The following is an 18,335-nucleotide window of genomic DNA, read 5'->3' as shown; positions in this document are numbered from 1 at the left end:
CCGATGAGCGAGATGCAGCGCATTCTGGTTGTGGAGGACGAAGCGGCCATTCGCGACATGCTGGCATTCACCCTGGGGGCGGCAGGTTATGAGGTGGTGCAGAGTGCCAATGCCGAGCAGGCGTGGCAGCAGCTGCAGGACCGATTGCCGGATCTGGTACTGCTGGACTGGATGCTGCCCGGCACCTCGGGTGTTGCCTTTCTGCAGCGCCTGCGCAAGGATGCCCGTTTTGCCCGGCTGCCGGTAATCATGCTGACGGCAAAGGGTGAGGAGCTCGATCAGGTAGAGGGCTTTGAAGCGGGGGCCGACGATTATGTCGTCAAGCCGTTTTCGCCGCGTGCGCTGGTGGCACGCATCGGTGCCCTGCTGCGACGCGGTGGGGTGAGCGAAAGACGCCCTGAAGCGGACGTCCTCAAGGTGGGGGATCTTGTTCTGGAGCGTGCCAGTCACCGCGTGCGCTGCAAGGGCAAGCCAGTTGCGCTGGGGCCCACCGAGTACCGTCTGCTCGACTTTTTCATGCATAATCCCGACCGTGTGTTTACGCGCACGCAGCTGCTGGATCAGGTGTGGGGCAATCACGTGGTGGTGGAAGAGCGCACCGTGGATGTACACATTCGCCGTTTGCGCAAGGCGCTCGAGCCGGCAGGGTGTGAGCGCATGGTGCAGACGGTGCGCGGCGCCGGCTATCGTCTTTCCGAGTTCGAGGGGGAATAATGCGTGCACTGCTGCGCGCGGAACTCCCCAATCTGCTTGTCTTTGCAGGTGCCGCCCTGCTGTGGGGGCTGCTGACAGACCTCTGGAGTATCGGCTGGTTTGCGGCCTTTGTCGGTTATACGCTCTGGCACATCTGGATGGGCAGCCGCCTGTATCACTGGTTCAATAACGCCTTTTACGAAACTCCTTCCGAGGAATTTTTCGGCCTGTGGGGCGAGTTTGAGAGGGCCCTGTGGCGGCGCTTGAAGCGGCTGCAGGCCAATTTGCGCCGGTTGCGTACAGCGCGTGATCATGCTCGTGCCCGACTCGAGCACCTCCCCATGGCGCTGGTTGAGCTGGATGAGGGGTTTCGACTTGTGTGGCGCAACCCTGCCGCAAAAAAACTGCTCGGCTTGCAGCGCAGTGATGCCGGTCGGCATATCCGTCAGTTTCTGCGTGCACCTGAATTTGTCCAGTGGCTTGAGCGGGGTGCCTTCGAAAGGCCTCTGAAATTGTCGCTGCCAGGGCAGACGCTACAGGTGGTGCAGGTGCAGCTCATCCCCTTTGAAGGGGGGTGGCTGATGCTGCTGGAAGATATTACCCAGGCGTATGATCTGATGCAGATGCGACGGGATTTTGTCGCCAACGCCTCTCATGAACTGCGTACCCCCCTGACAGTGTTTACTGGCTATCTGGAGACGCTGCTGGACATGCTCCCGCCGGATCTGGAAAGCCTGCGCCCGGCGCTGGAGCAGATGGAGCAGCAGGCGGTGCGCATGCGCAGAATCATTGAGGACCTGCTTACCCTGTCGGCCGTGGAGCGGCAAAGTCGCCTGGAAAATGAACACTGGATCGATATGTGTGCACAGCTGGATACGTTAAGAGACGAAGCGGACCTGTTAAGTGCTGGCCGGCATGAAATCACCTTTTCCTGCGAAGAGAAGGGACGCCTTTATGGGGATCCGAATTTGCTGCGCAGTGTCTTTACCAACTTGTTGTCCAATGCGGTGCGCTATACGCCTGAAGGCGGGCGCATTGCGGTGCGCTGGTATGTCAGTGAAAAAGGCGGTTTTTTCGAGGTGGAAGATACCGGCATCGGCATTCCGCGGGAGCATATCCCGCGCCTGACGGAGCGTTTCTACCGCGTGGATACAGCGCGTTCCCGGGAAACGGGTGGAACAGGTCTGGGGTTGGCCATTGTCAAGCATGTACTGGAGCTGCACGGTGGGCATTTGGAGGTGGAAAGCTTGCCTTATGTGGGCTCAACCTTCCGGGCGGTATTTCCGATCAACCGTGTCACATAACTTTCATATTTGTGTCATGCGGGTGTTAAACCCTCGCGGCACAATATGCTCTGTCCTTGAGACACCATCTTTGTTTATCTTGGAGGATAGTCATGCTGAAGAAAGTCATGCTGGCCGGCACATTTGCTGTAGCCGCAACCACTGCCTATGCAGGCACCACTGTTCAGGGTACCGGATCATCTTTTGCCTACCCACTGTACAAATCATGGGCAACCGAGTACTACAATGCAACCGGCAACAAGGTGAACTACACCGCCACGGGTTCCGGTACTGGCATCAAGGCCGTTTCTGCCCGCGAAGTGGATTTCGGTGGTTCTGACAAGCCGCTGGCGCCCAAGACCCTGAAGAAAAAGGGACTGTATCAGTTCCCGACAGCCATGGGCGCAATCGTCATGGCTTATAACGTGCCGGGTGTTGATCACCTGCGTCTGAGCGAGAAAGCGCACGAAGGCATCGTGCTGGGGTCTGTGAAGTATTGGGACAACCCGCTGCTGAAGAAAGAGAACCCCAATGCCAACCTGCCGCACAAGCCCATTCTGTTTGTGCACCGTTCTGACAAGTCCGGTACCACGTTTGCCTACACCTACTACCTGTCCAAAATGAGCAAGACCTGGCGCAAGCGTTTCGGTGCCAAGAAGATGGTTAACTGGCCGATGGAAAACCGTATCGGCGGCAAGGGCAACTTCGGTGTTACCACAGCCATCAAGACCAACAAGTATTCTATCGGCTATGCGGACTATGCCGATGCGGTACACAATGGTTTGAAAATGGCGGAAATCGAAGCGCCGAGCGGTGAATACATCAAACCTTCTCTCGCTTCTTTCCAGGAAGCGGCCAAGTATGCCGACCTGGATCCCAAGAAGGATTTTTATGCTAATATCGCTTACCCGCCCAAAGGGTATCCCATCGTAACCGCTACCTTTGTGCTGATGCCTCAAGAGAAGCCTGAGCGAAGCAAGGAAGTGGTTAAATTCTTCGACTTCGGCTTCAAGAATGGCGATGACAATGCCACAGAGCTGGGTTACGTGCCGCTGCCGGCAGACGTTAAGGAAAAAATCCGCGGTTACTGGAAGGAAAAAGGTCTCTATTGATCCATTTGCCTGCCTCGCACACGGGCAGGCTGGATTAAAATGTGATGTTGTTGCCCCCGTTAGGGGGCTTTTCGTGCACTCGCTAAGGGTTTAAGGGTGCCTTTGCCCATACGGTGTTTGCTCACCTTATGGGCAAAGGATGAGGGTCAGGCTTTATGGAAAAAATCTTTTCTCGGCTAAGCTGGTTCAGTGCAACGACTGTACTGTTGGTTCTGCTCGCAACACTGTATGTGCTGTATGTTCAGGCCAAACCCGCTATCGATGCGTATGGGTGGAAGTTTATCTTGGACCCGCGCTGGGGCGTTGAGGTGGCCATTGACGAGCAGGGTCGGGAAATTCCTCGGGATGAGTTTTTTCACACGGAAGAAAACGCTGCGGGCAGCATGGTTCTGGATGAAGATGGCATCCCCATGGAGGATGAAACGGAAACCGGGCAAGCTGACCTTGAGCGAAATGCTGAAGCGGGCGTCACAATCAAGGAAATCTATGGCGGTCTGGTACCCATTGTCGGCTCGGTACTCTCGACCTTGATTGCCATGGCCTTCTCCATTCCCATTGCCATGGGCATCGCGGTCTTTCTCTCAGAAATTTCCATTGAGGCCCTCAAAACGCCGGTGGGCGTAGCGATCGAGCTGCTGGCGGCGATCCCTTCCATTATTTACGGTATGTGGGGCCTGTTCTTCTTTGGTCCATTCATCGCTTCCATATTTGGCGGCAGTTCGGTGTCGCTGCTGGTAGCCGGGCTGGTACTGGGCGTGATGGTCATTCCGTTCATGGCTGCACTCAGTCGTGATGCCATTAATACCACGCCCGATGTGCTTAAAGAGTCAGCCTATGCGGTGGGCGCAACCCGTTTCGAGGTGGTGAAGGACATTATCTTCCCGTACGCAAAGACCGGTATTCTTGGTTCCATCATTATTTCTCTCGGCCGTGCACTGGGAGAAACCATGGCAGTGGCGTTCGTGATCGGCGGTGTTTATCAGCTTGCCGAACATGTTACAGATCCGACCATTTCAATCCCGGTCGCCCTGGCGAACAACTTTGCTGAGTCCAGTGGTTTGAGTCTGGCGGCGCTGTACTATTTGGCCTTTATCCTCTTTGTGGTGAGTTTTGTCATCATCTTCCTCGCGAAGGAATTCCTGCTGCGGAGGGCGAAAGTATGAATCTGCAGAACCGTCGCCTGTTCTATAACCGGGTATTTTCGGTGCTCTCTATAGGAACTGCCCTGTTGGGCCTGATCTTTCTGGGCTGGATCATCGTGACGCTGGTCATTAAAGGGACAGAAGCCATGTCTCTGGATCTGTTTACTACGGATCTGATTAACAATGGCCTGCGCAACCTTCTGTGGGGGCAGTTCGTGCTGTCCATTCTGGCCACGGTGCTTGCCATACCCATTGGCATGCTGGCGGGTATCTGGCTGCAGGAGTATGGCAATCACACCAAGTTCGCCACCTTTATTCGCGATCTGTCGGATGTGATGATGTCGGCACCCTCCATTGTTATCGGTACCTTTGTGTATGCCATTCTGGTGGTGCCGGTAGGGCATGCCAACGGTTGGGCCGGCATCGTTGCGCTGGCGATTCTGATGCTGCCAATCGTGGTGCGCACAACTGATGACATGCTGGGGCTGATCCCTCGGGAGCTGCGCGAGGCCGGTGTGGCACTGGGCATTCCCAAGTACCGCATCATCCTCGATATCATTATTCGCGGTGCCAAGGTGGGTATCATGACCGGTTTGCTGCTGGCGTTTGCCCGCATTGTGGGCGAAACGGCGCCTCTGTTGTATACCAGCGGAACCAGCCAATACTGGACCACCAATCTGAATGAAACCTTCCCGTCCCTGACGGTATCGATTTACAACCTGGCCACGCACCCCCAGGAAGAGATGGTGAAGCTGGGCTGGGCGGGCGCGCTGATTCTGGCAGTATTCGTACTGGCTTTGAATATCATTGGCCGCTACCTCGTGCGCAAGAAACACTAAAGGATAAGGGATAGAAAACGTATGGATGCGAATCTGATGATGGAGGTGAAGGACTTTTCCTTTACCTACCCCAATGCACCCAAACCTTCGCTGAAGCACATCAATCTGCGGGTCGTGAAAAATCGCATCACGGCCCTGATCGGGCCGTCCGGGTGCGGCAAGTCCACGCTGCTGCGTGCCATGAACCGCATCCACGATCTCTATCCCGGCTGCAAGTACGAAGGTGCCATCAACCTGCAGTGTGTGGATGGCTCTGTCAAGAATATTCTCGAGTGGACAAAGGAAAACGACCTGATCCGTCTGCGCCAGAAGGTGGGCATGATCTTTCAGAAGCCGACGCCGTTTCCCATGTCCATTTATGACAACATTGCCTATGGGCTTAAACTGCAGGGTATTCGCAGCAAGTCCGAACTGGATGACCGGGTGGAAGAGGCCTTGCGGGATGGAGCACTTTGGAATGAAGTCAAGGACCGCCTGAAGGATGATGCGCGTGGACTTTCTGGCGGCCAGCAGCAGCGTTTGTGTATTGCCCGTTCCGTGGCCTTGCGTCCGGATGTGATTCTGTTCGACGAACCCACCTCTGCGCTGGACCCCATCTCCACCGTTGCCATTGAAGAGATGATCATGGAGCTGCGTGAGCAGTACACCATCTGTATCGTGACGCACAACATGCAGCAGGCGGCGCGGATTTCCGATTACACCGCATTCATGTATCTCGGTGAGCTGATCGAATACGACGAAACGGACACCATCTTTACCAATCCGTCGCAGAAACAGACCGAGGATTACATCACCGGACGCTTTGGCTGATTGGTAACCGGTTGCGTGCTACACTGAAAGGCCCGGCTTCCACGCCGGGCCTTTTGCTATTCGATGTGTGGAGGAGGTGACTTATGCGGCGTACCATTCTGGTGATGATGCTTTCTGCGGCGGCTGTCCCCGCCATGGCCTACAACGACTTTGAATCCTGGTCGCATCAGCAGCGCATACAGATTCTGCAACAGGCGGAGGAATGCAACCGCCAGGCCAAGACACGTGATGAGTATCGACGCTGCGAAGCGAAGGAGCGTGAAGCCCGGCAGGCCTTCAAGCAGGAGGCCTTCCAGCGGCGCAAGCAGAAACTTATCGAGCACATCAGGGCGCGTCTGCAGTGCGTTGAGCAGGCAGATTCGCCCGAGGCACTCAAGGCCTGCAAACCCGGCAAGCGTCGTCATCAGCGTTGATGCAACCCTCCTCGCAGCGGCCTAGGCCCCTTCCACCCGAGTTTTTTGACAAGCCATCGCTGCAACTGGCGGTGGCCCTGCTCGGCAAGGTGGTCATGCGCCGTGTGCAGGGCGAGTGGCTCGGCTGTCGCATTATTGAGACGGAAGCCTATTACCTGAACGAGAAGGCGTCACATAGCTCCCTAGGGCGTACGCCGGCCCGGGAAGCCATGTTCATGCCGGCGGGCACTATCTACATGTATTACAGCCGCGGCAAGCCCTCGCTTAACGTGAGTGCGCATGGGGCGGGCAATGCAGTGCTGATCAAGTCGGGCGTGGCCTGGCGCACGGATCCGCAAGCCCTGGCGCTGATGCGCGAAGGGCTCGGGCGGGATAAGCCCGCAGACAAGATCTGTTCCGGACAGACGCTGCTGGCGGAGGCGCTGCATCTTCAGGTGGAGGACTGGCGTGGAAAGAAGTTTGATCCGGAGCAGTTTTATATAGGCGATGACGGCCACCAGCCTGAGCAGATCATTCAGACAACGCGATTGGGTATTGCCCCGCAACGGGATGCGCATCTTCCCTATCGTTTTGTGGATGCAGCCTTTGCTCGGCAGGCGACGCAGAATCCAATTCGACGCACCACCGTGGAGGGGCAGGATTATGGGGTGCTGTCTTATGACGAGGCGCTGAAAGTGGAGACACAGCATGGTTGAAAGTCATGGCATCAGCTGGGCGTGGTGGGTGCTGGCATGGATCGGCACGGCACTGGCCGTGTGGGGGCTGTATCGGTTGCTGCGCGGCCCTTCGCGTCCGCCTGCGCCCTCGGAAGACGAGAACAAGTTGTGAAAGAGGGCGGGTGTCACAACGGCGGGCAGTTTAAGCAGCGAGCGTTTCTGTCCACTTCCTTATCAATAGGCTGCCTTATAAAAATGGTAAATATTTCTATTTTTTGTGGTGAGGCGCGGCAGCATTAACTTGGGGGAAATGACTAAAAGGGCTTCCCTTGCTGTTCTGCCATATTGGCAAAATGCGCCGTGGCAAAATCCATGGTGTTCACATGGTTGTCAAACCAGTTGGGCCAGGTTTCCATGACAAACTGTTTCAGTGGTGCCAGTTCGCCTTCCTTGCGATAGCGCTCAATCACCTGGGTCAGAATCTCAAACACCCGTTCGTGTTCGCCACGATGTACTGCATAGGCCGGAAAGCCGCAGGCTTCCATAATAGCGTGCTCACTATCGAAGTGGGCGCGGGTATGCGCCAGCCATTCGTCCAGTAGCGGTACCAGATCCCCACGGCTGTCGCCCAGTTCAAGCGCTTCGATGGCGTCGGCAATGCGGTTGACCAGCGCCACTTCTTCCTCGTGGGTGTGGTTCATGTCTTCCCGGGCAACGCGGGGCATGTTTTCCGGTGAGTAAAGCATGGCAGCGACTTTGATCTGAAGGTATTTGACTATCTTAATCAACAAGGCCTCGCTCTCTTATAAAAATCACACGCTACATGTCATTTATCGATTAAATGGCACAAAATATGTTTGCTGTTTGAGCGATTGTCATGACAGCTTCCTTTTGTTGAGTTACGATGGGTAGTAGCAGTTAGGACAGAGGGCGGCGTTTTGCATGAGGTGAGAGGACTTATAAGGCAGCTGGCGTTTGTCTTTGCCGGGATGTCCCTGCTCTTCGGCCTTGTTGGTTGCAGCGAGCAATCATCGTCGTCTATCGGCAAAACTCAGTGGGCCTATGGGGATCAGTCCCCCCTTGATGGTGAAACGAAGACCTACACCTTTGCCATTCATCCCCTTTACAGCCCGGCCCGTCTGTTTGAAGCCTTCGGCCCCGTCATCGATTATCTGAATGCGCGCCTTCCCAATGCGCGGCTGGTGCTGGAGGCTACGCGCAATTATCCCGAGTACGATCAGAAGATCATTGCGGGTCGACCGGATTTTATTGTCCCCAATCCGTTTCAAACGCTCATTGGGCTGCGCCATGGCTATCACGTCTATGCCAAGGTTGCCAATGATGAGGACTTTCGCGGCATTATCCTGGTGCGAAAGGATGGCAGGATTCGAACCCCCAAGGATTTGAAGGGCAAGGTGATTGCGGCACCTGGCAAAACCGCGCTGGCGGCGACAATGATGCCGAAATATTTTCTGGCCACGCACGGTGTCGATGTTCACAAGGATGTGCGTTATCTGTATACCGGAACCCAGGAGAGCACCATCCTGTCATTGACATTGGGCAAGGCTCAGGCGGCGACCACATGGCCAGTGCCCTGGCGATTGATTCAGGTACAGCGGCCGGAGCTGGCGAAACAGATTCGCCTCGCATGGCAGACGGACACGCTCCCCAACAACAGCGTCATGGCGCACGAACGTGTGCCCCGTGCGCTGGCGAGACAGGTTGCAGATCTTCTGGTTGCGATGAAAGACGATCCGCAAGGGCGCCGCCTGTTGGAGCAAAGCACCTTTACGGCCTTTGAGGCCGCAAACAACGCCACCTATGATCCGGTGCGCATGTTTATCGAGCGATACAGCAAGCTGGTTGAACCTGTCGAGATTCCCTGATGAGTGTGCTGAACCCATTCAAAAAAACCCGCCTGCGTACCCAGCTGATTCTGGGGGTGGCGCTTGTGCATGCCGTGCTGATGGCCTTTTTTGTGTGGGATTTGTCCCAGCGGCAGGAAGAAACACTCTACAGGCAGGCCAAGGATTCAGCCACCCATCTGACGCGTATTTTTGCCGACAGCATCAGCCTTTGGGTGGCCTCCAATGATTTTCAAGCAGTGGGGGATGCCCTTAATTCATTGAAGAGCCAGGTGCCCGATCTGATCAAGGCTGAAGTATTTGATAGCCGTGGCCAGATTCTTGCCCATACGGAGCCAGAGCAGCTGGGCCGTTTTGTGGCAGATGAGAAAGCTGTGGCGCTGTTGCGCACACCGCCTGATGCCAGGGTGCTGTCTTTGCACATGGACCAGTGGACTTTCGATCTGGCAGCACCGGTTTATCTTCAGGATCGTATCGTAGGTTGGGTGCGGCTGCTGTTGGACGAGCGGGACCTTGCGCAGGCGAATAGGCGTGTCATTGTTGAGGGGATGGCTTATACCCTGTTTGCCATTGCGGTTGGCAGCCTGCTGGCGTGGCTGATTGGGCGCATGCTGACACGGCGCCTGCAGCGCCTCGAACGTGTAGCCGAACAGGTGGCAGCAGGAGAGCGATCGGTTCAGTTTGAGGACGAGCCGGGCTATGCGGATGAACTGGCCCATCTTACCGCCAGTTTTCAAAGCATGCTCGCTGAGCTGCAGAGAAAGGAGCAGGCACTCATTCAAGCCCATGACCGCCTCAAGCGCATTTTTGACATGCTGCCGCTTTACATCGTGGAACTGGACGAGAACGGGCATATTGAATACGGCAACCCGCGTTTTTACCGCATTACCCACTTGAGCCCGGCCAACCGAAACGTGCCTTTCGAGCAGATCGCTCAGTTGGTCTCTACTGAGACGGACACGCCCATTTCATTGGACCGCCATGCCCTTGCGCTGGTGAACAGGCCACGTCAGTTCAGCGCCCGGCTTGAAGGTGGAGAACGCGAGGAAGCGGTGGATGTCAACATGTTGCCCATCACCGATGAGGCGGGGCGGCGTCATGTCATCCTGCTGATGCAACCTGAGGAAAGGGATAATTACCTGCTGCAGGAAATCGCCTGGCAACAGCGTCATGACCCGCTGACAGGTCTGTTGAATCGTCAAGGTATTCTTGCACATCTGGAGCAGATGCGGGAGGGGCTTGACCAGCAGGCACCATCGGAGAATGCCTGCTGGGCCGTTCAGATCAATCTGGACCATTTCCGCTCCATTAACGAGATGCTCGGATTCGCAGGCGGTGATGAGGTGCTGCAGATCGTGGCGGTCATGCTCAGTCAGCACTTTGCAGACAAGGGCGTGCTTGGCCGCCTGGGCGGGGATGATTTTGTTTTTGTGTCTCGCGAGCCCATGACTGAAGCGGGAATTCGCGCACTGGTTGCAGACTTTCAGGAGAAATGTCGTAAGCCAATCGTGATCAATGGCCGCCGTATTTCCCTGGATGCCAGTGGGGTGGCACTGGCGCTGCAGGAAGTGGACATGACCCCGGAAGAAATCCTGCTCAAGCTGGATTTTGGCATGCAGGAACTGAAGCATTCCATGCGCGGGCAGTTTGTTGTGCTCCTGCATGATACGGACGCGCTGCTGGATCGGAAGCTGGCTCAGGTGAGCTGGCTACAGGAAGTGAAAAAGGCCCTGCAGGAAGATCGCGTTGCTTTGGTCGCCCAGCCCATCGTCTCGCTGCAGCCGCCGTTTTTGCGCAAGGCAGAGGCTTTGGTGCGGATCCGGGACGATCAGGGTGAGTTGGTCGCGCCCTATCACTTCCTGCCGGTGGCGGAGCGGTTTGGCCTGATGCCCGAGCTGGAAAAGCGTATTTTCGAAAAAGCGCTGGATTGGTTGAAAACACACGGCGCTACAATCGATCAGCTCAATTTGAACATTTCTGCGGCGACCTTGACTTCGCCACTTTATCGCGATGTCCTGATCGCTCAATTAAAACGCCTGCCGGTTGCGCATGTCCGCAAGCTGTGCTTCGAGGTGACGGAATCGGCCCATCTGGGGGATGTGGAAGAAACACGGGCATTGCTTGAGCAGCTGGGTGCACTGGGCTGCAAGCTGGCCATTGACGATTTCGGCTCCGGCTATGCGTCCTTCAACTACCTCAAGGCGTTGCCGGTGGATTACGTCAAGGTCGATGGCGAGTTCATCAAGGGCATGCTGGAAAACCAGGTGGATCGCGCCATGGTGGAAGCCACGGCCAGGATTTGCCGCGAGATGCGACTGACGGTGGTGGCCGAGTATGTGGAGAACGCTGAGCTGGTGCAACTGTTGCGTTCCATGGGCATAGCCTATGGACAGGGCTACTATTTCTCTCCACCCGTTGAGCTTGATGTGCTATTAAGCGAAGACTTCTGGATGGAGCTGGAAAAGCGCCTTGAAGTGACCAGCATAGAACAGCGCGCTGGCCATATTCATTGATCAGCTTTCAAAGCGCGCCATCACTTCCACATGGCTGGTATGAGGGAACATGTCCAGCAGGCGAATGTCATGCAGCCGCCAGCCGTTTTCCCTCAGCAGTACAGCATCGCGAACTAAGGTGGCCGGATTGCATGAGACATAAACCACTGCTTCTGCCATTTTAGGCGTCAGCCAGCGGCTCACGGCTTCGGCACCTTCGCGCCCCGGATCCAGCAGCACCTTGTTGAAGCGCACCCCGGCCCACAGGCTTTCCTGCGGCGGATTGAACAGGTTGCTCTTGAAAAAGCGTACATTGTTGAGACCATTGCGTGCTGCATTGGCGCGTGCATGCGCTACCAGGCTGTCCAGTCCTTCCACACCCACCACAGCGGCGGCACGTTTGGCCAGCGGCAGACTGAAATTGCCCACTCCGCAGAAAAGATCCAGCACATGGTCACCCGCCGTCGGTGCAAGCCATGCAACTGCCTGTGCCACCATGGACGCGTTAATGGTACGATTGACCTGAATAAAGCCGGCAGGATCAAACTGCAGGGCAAGACCGTCCACCTGGTATTCGGGCAGGGTTTCAGCGTGCTGATCCGCCCAGAACACGCCATTGTCTGCATTGACGAGCGTCCATTCCTGCGGACTGCGTCCGAGCTGACCGCTCAACGCACTGCGCCGCTGCTGCCAGGCGGCATTAAGCGGTTCCTCCAGCACGGGGCATGATTCAATATCCACTATGTCCCGACTCCTTGCAGCACGAAACCCCAGCTGGCCGCCTTTTCGTGTCCTGATCCCGGCAAAACGTGCTCGGCGGCGATAGCCCTGATCCGGTCCGATGATCGGCTCGTGCCAGCGCAGGAGGTCGTCCAGCCCATGGCGGGCGAGCTGCTGCAGCAGATTGTGCTGTTTCCAGTGGTGCTGGGCGGCCGGCTGCAGGTGTTGAAGCTGACAGCCGCCGCAGCGTCCGAAATGGGGACAAAAGGGGGTTTGTCGCTGGGGCGAAGGCGTCAGGATTTCGATCAGCTCCGCCTCGGCAAAGCGGCGCTTGCGCCGGGTGATGCGCGCGCGGACCGTTTCCTCGGGCAGGGCGCCGGCCACAAACACGGCCAGGCCGTCGTGGCGGCCAACACCGCGGCCATCGTGGGTGAGGCCGGTGATTTCAAGCATAAGGGTTTCAGCCACGCTTTTGTCCTGCCAGCAACGTCCAGTTGTCCTGCTCGTCGTGCAGCGTCAGCACGATGCCATGGTTGGCGTAGTGCTGGATCAGATCGGCCGCCTGTTCCGTGAGCAGGCCGGAGAGGATGAGGCTTCCACCGGGCTTGAGATGCTGCGCCAGAGTGGGCGCTAGCTCCTTGAGCGGGCCGGCGAGAATATTGGCCATGACCAGGTCAGCCGGTTGTGGGGGGGCTGCTTCAAAGTCCTTTACCAGACGAAAATCGATGGTTACGTCATTGCGACGGGCGTTTTCTTCGCTGGCGAGAATGGCCTGTGGGTCGATGTCGGTACCGTAAACGGCCTGAGCGCCCAGCTTGGTCGCGGCAATGGCCAGCACGCCCGAGCCACAGCCATAATCGATGACCTGTTGTCCGGCAGGCGGGTGGGCATCGAGCCAGCGCAGGCACATGGCAGTGGTGGGGTGGGTGCCGGTGCCGAAGGCCATGCCCGGGTCTAGCAGCAGGTTGACCGCGTCGGTTTCGGGTGGTTCGCACCAGCTGGGTACGATCCACAACCGCTCGCCAAAGCGCATGGGCTGGAACTGATCCATCCATGCGCGCACCCAGTCCTTGTCCTCCAGTATTTCCACCTTGAACGGCGTGTCTTTCAGTACCGGCAGGGCGTGTTTAAGTGCCTGTACGATGGCCTTGCCATCCACGTCAGCGGAAAAAAGGCCGGTGACGTGGGTCTGCTGCCACAGGGGTGTGGTGCCCAAATCCGGTTCAAAAATTTCCTGCCCGCCGCCCTCGGCCTGGGTGACGGAAAGCGCCCCCTGCGCCATGAGCGCTTCACTCAGGGGCTCTACCTGGGCTTCCGGAACCTGTGCGGTAATCTGTATCCAGCTCATGCGCAATCGTCATCCCATGATTCGCTTTCATGCCACAGGGTCTCCTGATCAGTGAAATTTAGCCACGCCAGCTCTTCTTCTGTGAGTGGCTCTGGTGGATCAGCCAGAAAGCGAGACAGCCAGTCGGACTGATGAGAAGGCTGTGACGTATCCGAGGCGTGCTGTTGGACTGTGTGAGCATGTTTCATGGCGTTATCTCTCAAAAGAAAAACGCCCCGCAGGGCGTTTTTGCAAACTCATACGGGCTTGATCAGACCAGGTGTTCCAGCCGGTGCTCCAAGTAGTGGATGTTCTGGCCGCCTTCGCGGAAGCCGCCATCGGCCATGATCTCCCGCTGCAAATGCACGTTGGTATCGATGCCGAGAATCACCAGCTCCTGCAGGGCATGCTCCATACGGGCGATGGCTACGTCACGGGATTCCCCATGGGTGATCAGCTTGCCAATCATGGAGTCGTAGTAGGGCGGCACTGTATAGCCGGTATAGATGTGGCTGTCCCAGCGCACGCCCGGGCCACCTGGCAGGTGCAGGCGCTTGATGGTGCCGGGTGAGGGCATGAAGTTCTTCGCAGGGTTTTCTGCATTGATACGGCATTCAATGGCGTGGCCACGCAGCTGCACGTCTTTCTGTCTGATGGACAGGGGCTTGCCCATGGCGATTTCGATCTGGGCGCGCACCAGGTCGATGCCGGTGACCTGCTCGGTAACCGGGTGTTCCACCTGCAGGCGAGTGTTCATTTCGATGAAGTAGAACTCGCCGTTTTCATACAGGAATTCGAAGGTACCGGCCCCGCGGTAGCCGATATCCAGACACGCCTGCACGCAGGCGGCGCCGATGCGCTGGCGTTGTTCTTCGGTAATGCCAGGTGCGGGGGCCTCTTCCACCACCTTCTGATGGCGGCGCTGCATGGAGCAGTCCCGTTCGCCCAAGTGGATGGCGTTGCCCTGGCCGTCAGCCAGCACCTGGATTTCGATATGGCGCGGGTTCTCGAGGAACTTCTCCATATAGACTTCCGGGTTGCCGAACGCGGCCTGCGCTTCGGTCTTGGTCATCTGGATCGACTTGATCAGATTGGACTCGGTATGCACCACACGCATGCCGCGGCCACCGCCGCCGCCGGAGGCCTTGATAATGACCGGATAGCCGATTTCGCGGGCGATGCGCTTATTTTCCTCGTCATCATCCCCCAGCGGGCCGCCGGACCCGGGCACGGTGGGCACGCCCGCCGCTTTCATCGCCTTGATGGCGGAGACCTTGTCGCCCATTAGGCGAATGGTCTCCGGGCGCGGGCCGATAAAGATGAAACCGGAGTTCTCAACCTTTTCGGCGAAGTCGGCGTTTTCGGACAGGAAGCCGTAGCCCGGGTGAATGGCTTCGGCGTCGGTGACTTCCGCTGCGGCGATAATGGCAGGCTGGTTCAGGTAGCTGTCAGTGGAACTGGCCGGGCCGATGCACACCGACTCGTCCGCCAGCAGGACATGTTTAAGCTCGCGGTCTGCTTCGGAGTGTACCGCCACGGTCCTCAGCCCCATTTCCCGGCAGGCGCGCAGCACGCGCAGGGCGATTTCACCGCGGTTGGCGATCAGAATCTTTTCCATGCAAGCCTCCGCTCAGTCCTGCTCGATAATGAACAGCGGCTGGCCGAATTCCACCGGCTCGGCGTTTTGCACCAGAATCTTCTTGATGGTGCCGGATACTTCGGCCTCGATGGGGTTCATGATCTTCATGGCTTCAATGATGCACAGGGTGTCGCCCACATTGACGTGATCGCCCACCTGCACGAATGGGTCGGCATCCGGCGCGGGAGCGGCATAAAAGGTGCCCACCATGGGGGATTTGACCACAAAGCCGCTCTCTTCCGCTGCGGCCGGGGCCGCTGCACTGCTTTCCGCACTGGGTGCAGCTGTCTGTGGCTGTGCCGGCGCCGCAGCAGGTGCCGGGGCGGCCTGCACCACCTGCTGGGTCGGTGCCTGCATGATTACCGGCTCCTTGTTTTTGGTGATGCGGATGTTGGTGTCGCCTTCCTTGATCTCGATTTCGGAGATGTCGTGGCTCTGGACGATTTCCAGCAGTTTACGGATGGAGCGTAAATCCATGGGAGGTATCCTCGCTTGTTTATTTCATGAGTTCGGCGGCCGCCTGCAGACCCAGCAGGTAGCCCTGGGGACCCAGCCCGGCGATGACGCCCTGAGCCAGATCGGAAAAATAGCTGTGCTTGCGGAAGGGTTCGCGCTGATACACGTTGCTGATGTGGATTTCGATAAAGGGAATGCGCACCGCTGCCAGCGCGTCCCGTAATGCCACCGAGGTGTGGGTGAAGGCGGCCGGGTTGATAAGGATGAAGTCGGTGCCATCCTTCCACGCTTCATGAATGCGCTCGATCAGTTCGGCTTCGCTGTTGCTCTGAAAGTGGTCCAGGCGCACGTGATAGACATCGGCGAGATTTTCCAGCTGTTCGACGATTTCATCGAGGCTGAGATGGCCGTATTTGTCCGGCTCGCGGACACCGAGCATATTGAGATTGGGGCCGTTGAGCACCAGCACTCTGCGCATGGCGAATTCCTTCACGAATTTGTTCAGATTATAGCGATTCGTGAAGCAAACAGGCGCGAAAATGCGGTAAAAATGCCCAAAAACGGCCTCTTTGCGACATCCGGGACGACTGGCGAAAAAACGGCCCGTGAAAAAGTCGGGGACCCCCTCTCAGCGGCGCCCGGCGAGCGCCTTGCGCAAGGTGGCGGCAAATTCTTCCGGCGACTGGGTGCCCACCACGCGCAGCGCCTTGATCTCGCGCCCCAGCGGGTCAAAGAAGAGAATGGCCGGCGGACCGATGATCCCCAGCTTTTTCATCAGTGCCTTGTGTTCAGCCGTGTTGGCGGTGACGTCCGCCTGCAGCGTGACAAATTGCTTCATCAGCGTCTGCACCTGCGGGTCGCTGAAGGTGAAGCGCTCCATCTCCTTGCAGGAGACACACCAGTCGGCGTAGAAGTCCAGCAGCACCGGCTTACCTTGACCCAGACGCGCCTGCAGTTGCTCGAAGCTGTCAATCTTTTCAAACAGGTCGTGCGCCGAGGCAGTGGCAGCTGCCGTGCCGCCGCTCACTGGCTTCAGCGGGGTGAGCAGATCCGGTGTGCCCCGTGCCAGGCCGATCAGCAGGACGATACCCCACACCAGCAGGGCCACGCCCAGCGCCTTCCACAGCTTCCACCAGCCGGATTTTTCGCCTACTGGTTCCAGCGCACCCAGGTAGATGGCCGAGCTGATGGCCAGCAGCGCCCAGCCCAGGACGCTGAGCCAGTCGGGCAAAATGCGATCGGCGATCCACAGCGCCAGTCCCAGCATGACCACGCCGAATACGGCTTTAACAGCATCCATCCAGCCGCCGGCGCGCGGCAGGTATTTGCCGCCGAGGGTGCCGGCCACGATCAGCGGCAGGCCCATGCCCATGCTCATGGCAAACAGCGCGGCACCGCCCAGCACGGCATCGCCGGTCTGACCGATGTAGATGAGTGCACCGGCCAGCGGCGGCGCCACGCAGGGGCCCACAATCAGGGCAGAAAGCACACCCATAATGGCCACGCCGGTAAGCGTGCCGCCTTTCTGTTTGTTGGCGAGGGCATTGATGCGCGTCTGCAGGCTGGCGGGCAGCTGCAGTTCATAGAATCCGAACATGGACAGTGCCAACGCCACAAACACCAGTGAGAAGGCGCCCAGCACCCAGGGGTTCTGCAGCGCCTGCTGCAGGTTGGCACCGAACAGGCCCGCCAGCACGCCGGCCACGGTATAGGCCACCGCCATGGCGAGCACATAGGTGAGCGAGAGCACAAAGGCGCGGCGCGGCGTGATCTGCTCGCCCTGACCGACGATGATGCTGGAGAGAATGGGAATCATCGGGAAGACGCACGGCGTAAACGCCAGCAGCAGGCCGAAGATGAAGAAGGTGCCGATAATGACCCAGAAGCCGCTGTGCTTGAGGGTTTCGGTAATCTGGTCGGTTTCGGACAGGGCGCCGTCCTGCCTCGCCTGCATTGCAGAGGCGGCTTGAGAGGCCGGGCCTTTGGGTGCGGTCTCTGCCTGCCGGGGCGGCGCCTGCTCGGCTGAGGTGGTGACCGCTGCAGCGGCTTTTATCGTCAGAGTTTTTTCCTGTGGTGGGTAGCACACGCCGCCTTCCCAGCAGCCCTGATAGTGCACGGTGAGCGTGCCGCTGCCGGAGACGGGCACTTCGATTGCCAGACCGCGGTGATAGACCTCGGTCTTGCCAAAAATGGGATCATCCTTGATGTCTGCCGGCGGCAGCGCCCAGCTGCCCAGCTTCAGGCCCGTGCCGGGGGTGAGCTTGATCTTGTCCTTGTACAGGTAGTACTTGGGTGCGATGGCCCAGCGCAGCGAAAGCACGTCATCCTTCTGTTCCGTGCTGAAGGCAAAGGCCTTGTCCACGGGCAAGGGCTCGTCGTCATCGCTGCCGTCGGGCGTGATCAGCGATTGCAGCGCCGCCAGTGGGTTGTCGCCATGGGCCTGGTCCGCGGCGGCCTGTTCGGGCAGGGTGACGCTCACGGTGCGGGTCTGGGGTGGGTAGCACACGCCCCCTTCCCAGCAGCCCTGATAGCCGATGGTGAGCTTGACCTCACCCGCAGCCCCCTTGATGGTCAGCGGCACATCCAGATTGCGGTGATAGACGGGCGTCTTGCCGAAAATGGGATCGTCCTTGATGTCCGCCCTGGGCAGCTGCGGCTCAACCGTGCCCTGACTGGCGCTGAATTTCAGTTTGTCGCGGTAGAGATAGTAGCTGTCGGCGATGCGCCAGTGGGCCACGGGCTGGCCGTTTTCAACGGTTACGCCCTGAAACTCGAAGGCCTGGTCAACGGGCAGAGGATCTTCGGCGTTGGCCCATGTAGTCAAAAGGGTAAGCACAAGAGTTATTAGTAAGCGCATCATGGCAGCTCCTTCGGGCAGCGAGTGAGAA

At 58.0% G+C, this 18,335-nt stretch carries 18 protein-coding genes; 11 read left to right on the top strand and 7 right to left on the bottom strand.

All coding sequences use genetic code 11. From position 1 onward, the window contains the following. Window positions 1-3: 3 nt before the first annotated feature. The 9 genes from phoB (at window position 4) to BUQ81_RS08720 (ending at window position 7,120) form a co-directional block, all read left to right on the top strand. Window positions 4-714 carry a phosphate regulon transcriptional regulator PhoB gene (phoB, locus tag BUQ81_RS06460; RefSeq protein WP_084188281.1) on the top strand — a complete coding sequence of 237 codons (711 nt, stop codon included), beginning with the start codon at window positions 4-6 and terminating at the stop codon, window positions 712-714. Then, on the top strand, window positions 714-1,997 hold the full coding sequence (gene phoR / locus BUQ81_RS06455; RefSeq protein ID WP_074201582.1) for a phosphate regulon sensor histidine kinase PhoR: 1,284 nt from the start codon (window positions 714-716) through the stop codon (window positions 1,995-1,997). Before phoB ends, phoR begins: the two co-directional genes overlap by 1 nt. A 92-nt stretch (window positions 1,998-2,089) precedes the next feature. Continuing rightward, window positions 2,090-3,088: a phosphate ABC transporter substrate-binding protein PstS gene (gene pstS, locus BUQ81_RS06450; protein ID WP_074201581.1), complete on the top strand. Its 999-nt coding sequence runs from the start codon at window positions 2,090-2,092 to the stop codon at window positions 3,086-3,088. A gap of 155 nt (window positions 3,089-3,243) precedes the next feature. Beyond that, window positions 3,244-4,251 (top strand): phosphate ABC transporter permease subunit PstC, encoded by a 1,008-nt coding sequence (gene pstC, locus BUQ81_RS06445; protein WP_074201580.1) that lies wholly within the window; start codon window positions 3,244-3,246, stop codon window positions 4,249-4,251. After that, window positions 4,248-5,069 (top strand): phosphate ABC transporter permease PstA, encoded by an 822-nt coding sequence (gene pstA, locus BUQ81_RS06440; RefSeq protein ID WP_074201579.1) that lies wholly within the window; start codon window positions 4,248-4,250, stop codon window positions 5,067-5,069. Before pstC ends, pstA begins: the two co-directional genes overlap by 4 nt. Window positions 5,070-5,090: 21 nt before the next feature. Then, a complete protein-coding gene (gene pstB, locus BUQ81_RS06435; protein ID WP_074201578.1) occupies window positions 5,091-5,879 on the top strand; it encodes a phosphate ABC transporter ATP-binding protein PstB in 789 nt (262 codons plus the stop codon). A gap of 83 nt (window positions 5,880-5,962) precedes the next feature. Next, the gene (locus tag BUQ81_RS06430; RefSeq protein WP_074201577.1) at window positions 5,963-6,292 is read left to right on the top strand and encodes a hypothetical protein; all 330 of its coding nucleotides are present in this window, start codon (window positions 5,963-5,965) and stop codon (window positions 6,290-6,292) included. Next, window positions 6,292-6,987, top strand: coding sequence for a DNA-3-methyladenine glycosylase (locus tag BUQ81_RS06425; protein WP_074201576.1), 696 nt, complete (start codon window positions 6,292-6,294; stop codon window positions 6,985-6,987). The genes BUQ81_RS06430 and BUQ81_RS06425 overlap by 1 nt, the downstream gene beginning before the upstream one ends. Beyond that, complete coding sequence (locus BUQ81_RS08720) at window positions 6,980-7,120, top strand: hypothetical protein (RefSeq protein ID WP_159432270.1); 141 nt, start codon at window positions 6,980-6,982, stop codon at window positions 7,118-7,120. The genes BUQ81_RS06425 and BUQ81_RS08720 overlap by 8 nt, the downstream gene beginning before the upstream one ends. A gap of 142 nt (window positions 7,121-7,262) precedes the next feature. Here the strand turns inward: BUQ81_RS08720 and BUQ81_RS06420 are convergent, their stop codons facing one another. Beyond that, on the bottom strand, window positions 7,263-7,736 hold the full coding sequence (locus BUQ81_RS06420) for a bacteriohemerythrin (protein ID WP_143598475.1): 474 nt from the start codon (window positions 7,734-7,736) through the stop codon (window positions 7,263-7,265). A gap of 201 nt (window positions 7,737-7,937) precedes the next feature. Here BUQ81_RS06420 and BUQ81_RS06415 point away from each other — a divergent pair, with 201 nt between their 5' ends. Both BUQ81_RS06415 and BUQ81_RS06410 read left to right on the top strand, forming a co-directional pair. Continuing rightward, a complete protein-coding gene (locus BUQ81_RS06415; RefSeq protein WP_074201574.1) occupies window positions 7,938-8,834 on the top strand; it encodes a phosphate/phosphite/phosphonate ABC transporter substrate-binding protein in 897 nt (298 codons plus the stop codon). Next, window positions 8,834-11,326 (top strand): EAL domain-containing protein, encoded by a 2,493-nt coding sequence (locus BUQ81_RS06410; protein WP_074201573.1) that lies wholly within the window; start codon window positions 8,834-8,836, stop codon window positions 11,324-11,326. The genes BUQ81_RS06415 and BUQ81_RS06410 overlap by 1 nt, the downstream gene beginning before the upstream one ends. Here the strand turns inward: BUQ81_RS06410 and rlmD are convergent, their stop codons facing one another. The 6 genes from rlmD to dsbD all read right to left on the bottom strand — a co-directional run bounded on the left by rlmD (window position 11,327) and on the right by dsbD (window position 18,307). Next, window positions 11,327-12,493, bottom strand: coding sequence for a 23S rRNA (uracil(1939)-C(5))-methyltransferase RlmD (gene rlmD, locus BUQ81_RS06405; RefSeq protein WP_084188280.1), 1,167 nt, complete (start codon window positions 12,491-12,493; stop codon window positions 11,327-11,329). Then, window positions 12,486-13,373, bottom strand: a complete 888-nt coding sequence (gene prmA / locus BUQ81_RS06400) for a 50S ribosomal protein L11 methyltransferase (protein WP_074201572.1) — start codon at window positions 13,371-13,373, stop codon at window positions 12,486-12,488. Before prmA ends, rlmD begins: the two co-directional genes overlap by 8 nt. 250 nt (window positions 13,374-13,623) lie before the next feature. After that, window positions 13,624-14,970, bottom strand: coding sequence for an acetyl-CoA carboxylase biotin carboxylase subunit (gene accC / locus BUQ81_RS06395; RefSeq protein ID WP_074201571.1), 1,347 nt, complete (start codon window positions 14,968-14,970; stop codon window positions 13,624-13,626). A 12-nt stretch (window positions 14,971-14,982) separates the two neighbouring features. Further along, on the bottom strand, window positions 14,983-15,468 hold the full coding sequence (gene accB, locus BUQ81_RS06390; RefSeq protein ID WP_074201570.1) for an acetyl-CoA carboxylase biotin carboxyl carrier protein: 486 nt from the start codon (window positions 15,466-15,468) through the stop codon (window positions 14,983-14,985). A 19-nt stretch (window positions 15,469-15,487) separates the two neighbouring features. After that, window positions 15,488-15,925 (bottom strand): type II 3-dehydroquinate dehydratase, encoded by a 438-nt coding sequence (gene aroQ, locus BUQ81_RS06385; RefSeq protein ID WP_074201569.1) that lies wholly within the window; start codon window positions 15,923-15,925, stop codon window positions 15,488-15,490. A gap of 150 nt (window positions 15,926-16,075) precedes the next feature. After that, window positions 16,076-18,307, bottom strand: a complete 2,232-nt coding sequence (dsbD, locus tag BUQ81_RS06380; RefSeq protein WP_074201568.1) for a protein-disulfide reductase DsbD — start codon at window positions 18,305-18,307, stop codon at window positions 16,076-16,078. Between the last annotated feature and the right edge of the window lie 28 nt (window positions 18,308-18,335).

It is taken from the genome of Sulfurivirga caldicuralii (assembly GCF_900141795.1).
GTDB classification, from domain to species: domain Bacteria; phylum Pseudomonadota; class Gammaproteobacteria; order Thiomicrospirales; family Thiomicrospiraceae; genus Sulfurivirga; species Sulfurivirga caldicuralii.
This window is presented reverse-complemented; position numbering and strand designations above follow the sequence as displayed.